The following is a 5,991-nucleotide window of genomic DNA, read 5'->3' as shown; positions in this document are numbered from 1 at the left end:
CCATGAATGAAACGCCGCCTCGACGCACCACAGGCGGGTCCCGGACGGGATTTTTCTTCTTGATCACCTGACGTTCTGTCAAACTTGACAGTGCCTCTGGGCTGATCCGACGCTGCGGAAGCCCTTCATGCTCCGTTCGCGTTCCCGTGCAGGGATATGGGAGTTTTCCGCCCGGTTGTTGAGATATTTCGAGGAGCGGTGTTCGACGGACGGCATCACGTCGCGGTGGGCGGCCCCGTAGGAGCGGAGTCTGTCCGTGACGATCACCCTCGGCACGGTCGCGGTGCTCTTGAGGAGCTTGCGGAAGAACCGCCGGGCCGCGGTGGTGTCGCGGGTGTTGGTCACGAGGATGTCGAGGACGTTGCCGTCCTGGTCCACCGCGCGCCACAGGTACCGCATCCGCCCGTTGACCTTGATGAAAACCTCGTCCAGATGCCACCGGTCACCCGGGCGGGACCGCCGGCGGCGCAGCCTGGCTGCGTACGCGGGACCGAACCGCTCGCACCACAGCCGGATCGCCTCATACGACACCTGGATGCCACGCTCGAACAGCAGCTCTTCCACATCACGAAGGCTGAGCCTGAACCGGTGGTACAGCCAGACCGCGTGCGCGATCACCTCCGGCGGAAACCGGAACCCCCGGTACGACGGCGCAGCGACATCCACGATCCGGTCCCTCCCACGACGATCTACACCAAGATCATTGCACCCTGCTCCTCAACTTGATAACACCGTCGGGGCTCCCGCCCCGCCCGTCAGCCGCGCAGCAGCGTGACGGTGCGCCCGGAGGGTGTCCTCTGCTGTGAGAAGGCGGTGCGCTCGTGGACCGGGGCGGCCTGGGGGCGGGTGTCGAAGACGACGAGGGTGCCCGTGGACAGCTCCATGCGGTCCAGGTAGTCGTCCAGCTGCGCCAGCCCCTCGGACAGAGGGTCGGTGCGGCCCTGGCGCCATACCTTCAGCTCCAGCGCCTCGCGCTGCACCGCCCGCGAACCATCAGCGGCGATGTACGGCTGGCGGATCAGCAGGTCGACCCGGCGGCGGCCGACCCCGTACTCCCGGTCGATGAAGCCCGCCCCATTCACGATCCGGTGAAGGTACGCCATCATCACCAACTGGGCCGCGGCCTCGGGATAGGTCGAGGTGGTGGCCAGGATCTCCCCGTTCTCCTGCCAGAATTCGGCGAAGGAACGCAGCAGCCTACCCATGTCGATACGGCCGTCCGGCAGCCGGAAACTGCTCGGAGCCGCGGTGATGACCGATTCCGTCCTGCTGCCCAGGACACGGACGATGACCTCTTTGTAGATCGGATTGGCCACCCGCACCGGTGAATCCGCAGCAATCAGCCCGAGGTCGCGGACATAGGCTAGATCGTCGTCGTAGGTGCTCGCCTCCTGCGGCAACTCGCCCGCGATCAGCGGCTGGATCACCCGCCGCACCCGGTCCTCGCCCAACCTGGCAGCCAGCGAATCCAGATGCGTCGCACGCGCCAGGATCAACCGCTCCTTCGCCTCATCCACATGCTCCGCCGTGACCGGCTCGGACGGCGGGATCCGCATCCGCCTGGTGATCTCGTATGCCAACGCGTTGACCAGCCATGGCTGCCCCTGGGTGGAGCTGAAGGCGCGCTTCAGCGCGTCCGCCGTGAACTCCTGACCCGTCTCCGTGGTGTGCTGCCCGTACAGCTCGACGACCTCGGCCTCGGTGAAGTCGCCCAACCGAAGCGACGCAACCTTGATGTTGAACGGACTCGACGTACCAAGGCGTCCCGGATCCCCGCCCGAGGCCGCCTTGTAGTCACGCACATCCCGCAGCCCGCACAGCACCACCGCGTGCGGGAACTGCTCGCGCACAGCGGTGTAGCCGTCTCGCAGCTGGCGCAGCACACTGCGCAGGCTCTCCCCTCGCAGCGCGTCGATCTCGTCGAAGAACAGCACCAGCGGACGCGGGCAGCTCCGCGCCCACTGCGTCAGCCCCCGCGTGAGCCGGGCCCCGGGCACTGCGTCGGGCCAGGGGGCAGGGGGCGCGAGCTCGTCGGGAAACCAGGCAGTCTCCGCCGACCGCCGGATCGCCTCCAGTACCAGCTCCTCCGCCCAGCCGACGTCCTCCCCCGCAGGTTCGGCGCTCTCGCAGGAGAAACGCAGCGCCGCGTACTGGCCCGAGGCCGTCAGATCCTGGGCCATCGCCGCCAGCGCCGTGGTCTTGCCCGTCTGCCGGGGCGCGTGCACCACGAAGTACTGGCCCTCGTCCACGATCTCACGGGCCTGCGGCAGCCGTTCCTGGGCAGGCAGCATGTAGTGACGCGTAGGTGTGCACGGCCCTGCCGTGTTGAAGTAGCGCACGACATAACGCTATCCGACAGCGCCGACAATCCCTCCGACGTACGCCAGGCCCGCGCGCTCACCGAGGCCGCCGCCGACTCCGCCGAGCAGCGCGCCTGGCGCGAGCGGCGCGGCGAGCACATCCCGCGGCGTACCGAGGTCCAGCCGTTCAACGACTGCTTCTGACCGGGCCCGCACACATCGCCGCCCGAAGGGGCTTGTCAAGTTGCTGGTGGGGTAGGCGAGTTGGGGCATGGCGGTGGTGCTCGTGGTGCTTGGCTCAGGCGGTCGTGGCCATGAGGGTGGTTCCGGTGATCTGGTGCCAGATGGTGTGGCGGTTGGTCATCTCGGTGCGGTAGTCGGGGGCGGACATCAGGTGTCGGCGGGGCCGGAAGTGCGGTGAGATGCCGGAGAAGGCGGACAGGAATCTCTGGACGGTGCCGACGCTGCGGAAGCCCTTCATTCTCTGCTCGCGTTCCCGTGTGGGGATATGTGAGTTTTCTGCCCTGTTGTTCAGGTATTTCGAGCTGCGGTGCTCCACTGAGGGCATGACCGCGCGGTGGGCGGCGCCGTAGGAGCGCAGCTTGTCGGTGACGACCACCCGCGGTACCGATTCCGTCTCCTTGAGGAGCTTGCGGAAGAAGCGCCGGGCCGCGGCCGTGTCCCGCTTGCCGGTCACGAGAATGTCCAGGACGTTGCCGTCCTGGTCCACGGCCCGCCACAGATAGCGCATCTTCCGGCGTAGTCAACTTGTTGGGGTTGCAGGTTGTTGAGGGTGTGGCAGGTGGTGGTGGGGCTGGGTGGCGGCCCTGGTTTCAGCCTGCGGTGGGCAGGGCGGTGATGCTGGTGATGTGGTCCCAGACGGTGAAGCGGGTGGTCATCTCGGCCCGGTACTCGGGTGCGGTCATCAGGTGACGGCGGGGCCGGAAATGGGGCGAAATCTGACTGAAGACGGCGAGGAACTTCTGGGCTGACCGCGGCGAGCGGAAGCCTTTCATGGGCACTGTCAAGTTTGACAGAACGTCAGGTGATCAAGAAGAAAAATCCCGTCCGGGACCCGCCTGTGGTGCGTCGAGGCGGCGTTTCATTCATGGATTCAGAGGCGCAGGGCCGCAATCGCCTTCGTGATCATCTGACGGATCGTCAAAGTTGACAATGCCCTTCGTGGCCCTCGTGCCCGATCAGCAGGATGTCGTAGTCCTCGCCCGCGAAGCGGACGGCTTCCTTGTGGACCTTGGTGACCAGCGGGCAGGTCGCGTCGATGGTGGCGAGCTTGCCGCGCGCGGCCTCGTCGTGGACGACGGGGGCGACGGCGTGCGCCGAGAACATGACGATGTTGCCCGGCGGTACCTCCTCCGTCCGCTCGACGAAGACGGCGCCCTTCTTCTGAAGGGTCTGCACGACGTACTTGTTGTGGACGATCTCGTGCCGGACGTACACCGGAGCGCCGTACAGCTCCAGGGCTTTCTCCACTGCGTGGATGGCTCGGTTGACGCCGGCGCATGCGCCGCGGGGGGAGGCGAGCAGGACACGGCGACGGGTGGTGGGAGTGGTCACGTCTGCCTCCGTACCGCGGTGTCGGTGAGGTGGCGCAGGGCGTGCTTGGCGGCCGGATCGATGGGGGCGGTGTCCAGGGCGGTCATGGCTTTCTCGTACCGCGTGGTGATCATGTCTTCGACCATGCGCAGGGCTCCGGTGGCAGTGATGATGCCCCGTGCCGCTTGGGCCTGGTCTTCGCTCAGGGTGGGGCATCCGTGGTAGAGGCGGAGCTGGTCGGCCTGAGCGCGGGAAGCGCGCGTGAGGGCCAGGGCGATGAGGACGGTGGCCTTGCCCTCCCGTAGATCGTCAAGGGCGGGTTTGCCGGTGGCTGCCGGGTCGCCGAACACTCCGAGCAAGTCATCCCGGAGCTGGAAAGCCTCACCAATAGGGATGGCATAGCGAGACAGGGCGGTCAGCAGGTCCGGGTCTGCGCCGGCGAGGGCTGCACCGAGTTGGAGGGGCCTCTCTACCGTGTATTTGGCGGTCTTGTAGCGGATGACGGTCAACGCCGAGGACATATCCGGCGATCGATGGCTGTGGGTCAGGTCGAGGTACTGGCCGAGTATGACTTCGGTGCGCATGGTGTCCAGTAGGGGCAGCACGGCGGACAGCTGTTTGGGGGTCAGGTTTCCGGTGTGCAGGAGTTCGTCGGACCACACCAGTGCCAGGTCCCCGAGGAGGATGGCTGCACTCGTGCCGAACTGGTCCGCGAGGGTGGCGGGTCCTGGATGCTGGCGGGCGAAGCGGCGGTGCATGGTCGGGTGGCCGCGGCGGGTGTCGGAGCGGTCCATCACGTCGTCGTGGATGAGCGCGTAGGCGTGGAAGAGTTCCAGGGCGGCCGCCAGATGGTGTGCCGCATGTGGGGTTCCTGTGCCGCCGGCGGCGTGCCAGCCGACGAGGGTGAAGATGGGGCGGATGCGTTTTCCGCCGGCCTCTATGAGCTGTTGCAACGGGGTGACCAGGTCAGGCAGTTGCGGGCCACGGGCGGTCGCTTTGCTGGTGAGGAAGCCGTCCAGGACCCCTTCGGCAGAGTTCCTGAGCTGGTTCAGGTCGAGGACGGCAGGATGGTGAGTCATGCTGGCTCATCGCCGGTGTCAGCAGTGAGTTTGAGGGCTTCGTCGAGGAGGGTGTCGACGATCTTCGATTCGGGGACGGTCTTAACGACCTCACCTCGTACGAAGATCTGTCCTTTTCCGTTGCCGGAGGAGACGCCGAGGTTGGCTTCGCGGGATTCGCCGGGGCCGTTGACCACGCAGCCCATCACCCTGATGCGCAACGGGTGCGGAAAGCCGTCGAAGGCGGCCTCGACCCGGCTGGCCAGGCGGTGGATGTCGACTTGGAGTCGGCCGCAGCCGGGGCAGGAGACGATCTCGAGTTTGCGGGGGCGCAGTCCGAGGGAGGCGAGGATGTGGTTGCCGGCCTTGACCTGCTCGACCGAGTGGTCGGACAGGGAGACGCGGATGGTGTCCCCGATGCCCTCGGCGAGCAGGACAGCGAAGGCGACGGCGGATTTGATGGCGCCCTGGAAGGCGGGGCCTGCTTCGGTGACGCCGAGGTGGAGTGGGTAGTCGCAGCGGCTCGCGAGGAGGCGGTTCGCGGCAATCATGGTGAGTGGGTCGTGGTGCTTGACAGCGATCTTCAGATCGGTGAAGCCGTGCTCCTCGAACAGCGAACATTCCCACAGCGCGGACTCCACCAGCGCCTCGGGGGTCGCGCTGCCGTGCTTGGCTAGCAGACGAGGATCCAGGGAACCGGCGTTGACGCCGATCCGGATCGGCACCCCGGCCGCGGAGGCGGCCTGGGCAATCTCCCCCACCCGGTCATCAAACTTCTTGATGTTGCCGGGGTTGACGCGGACCGCGGCGCAGCCGGCGTCGATGGCGGCGAAGACGTAGCGGGGCTGGAAGTGGATGTCGGCGATCACCGGAATCGGCGACCTGGCAACGATTGCGGGCAGTGCCTGGGCGTCGTCGGCGGAGGGCACCGCGACGCGCACGATGTCGCAGCCCGCTGCGGTGACTTCGGCGATCTGCTGCAGTGTGGCGTCCACATCCGCGGTCACGGTGGTGGTCATGGTCTGCACGCTGACCGGTGCGCCGCCGCCGATGGGCACCGACCCGACGCGGAGTTGACG

Annotated in this window: 4 protein-coding genes and 4 pseudogenes; 1 reads left to right on the top strand and 7 read right to left on the bottom strand. The window is 67.0% G+C overall.

Annotation, left to right across the window (positions count from 1 at the left end):
* Window positions 1-93 precede the first annotated feature (93 nt).
* Together ACZ7NC_RS44220 and ACZ7NC_RS44215 are read right to left on the bottom strand one after the other, a co-directional pair.
* Window positions 94-666, bottom strand: a pseudogene (locus ACZ7NC_RS44220) (IS6 family transposase); the annotation flags it as partial.
* An 89-nt stretch (window positions 667-755) separates the two neighbouring features.
* A complete protein-coding gene (locus ACZ7NC_RS44215) occupies window positions 756-2,291 on the bottom strand; it encodes a P-loop NTPase family protein (protein ID WP_471497769.1) in 1,536 nt (511 codons plus the stop codon).
* Window positions 2,292-2,294: 3 nt separating this feature from the next.
* On the opposite strand from ACZ7NC_RS44215, the gene ACZ7NC_RS44210 reads away from it, so the two are divergent.
* Window positions 2,295-2,504 (top strand): hypothetical protein, encoded by a 210-nt coding sequence (locus ACZ7NC_RS44210; protein ID WP_471497767.1) that lies wholly within the window; start codon window positions 2,295-2,297, stop codon window positions 2,502-2,504.
* Window positions 2,505-2,598: 94 nt separating this feature from the next.
* Here ACZ7NC_RS44210 and ACZ7NC_RS44205 read toward each other — a convergent pair.
* From ACZ7NC_RS44205 to ispG, 5 genes and pseudogenes are all read right to left on the bottom strand, one after another.
* Window positions 2,599-3,054 (bottom strand): annotated as a pseudogene (locus tag ACZ7NC_RS44205) (IS6 family transposase); the annotation flags it as partial.
* Window positions 3,055-3,133: 79 nt separating this feature from the next.
* Window positions 3,134-3,316 (bottom strand): annotated as a pseudogene (locus tag ACZ7NC_RS44200) (IS6 family transposase); the annotation flags it as partial.
* Window positions 3,317-3,479: 163 nt separating this feature from the next.
* A pseudogene (locus ACZ7NC_RS44195) lies at window positions 3,480-3,875 on the bottom strand (4-hydroxy-3-methylbut-2-enyl diphosphate reductase); the annotation flags it as partial.
* A complete protein-coding gene (locus ACZ7NC_RS44190; protein ID WP_471497765.1) occupies window positions 3,872-4,933 on the bottom strand; it encodes a polyprenyl synthetase family protein in 1,062 nt (353 codons plus the stop codon). The gene ACZ7NC_RS44190 and the pseudogene ACZ7NC_RS44195, both read right to left, overlap by 4 nt.
* On the bottom strand, window positions 4,930-5,991 hold a 1,062-nt coding region (gene ispG / locus ACZ7NC_RS44185), incomplete at its 5' end, for a flavodoxin-dependent (E)-4-hydroxy-3-methylbut-2-enyl-diphosphate synthase (RefSeq protein WP_471497763.1). The genes ACZ7NC_RS44190 and ispG, both read right to left, overlap by 4 nt.

Source organism: Streptomyces sp. NPDC111802 (assembly GCF_055634335.1).
Note: the sequence above shows the minus strand (reverse complement) of the source record. Positions and strands in the feature narration are given on the sequence as shown.

Coding starts and splice junctions, on each gene's coding strand:
- ACZ7NC_RS44215 (WP_471497769.1), bottom strand. CDS start 2,291: ATGCTGCCTGCCCAGGAACGGCTGCCGCAGGCCCGTGAGATCGTGGAC.
- ACZ7NC_RS44190 (WP_471497765.1), bottom strand. CDS start 4,933: ATGACTCACCATCCTGCCGTCCTCGACCTGAACCAGCTCAGGAACTCT.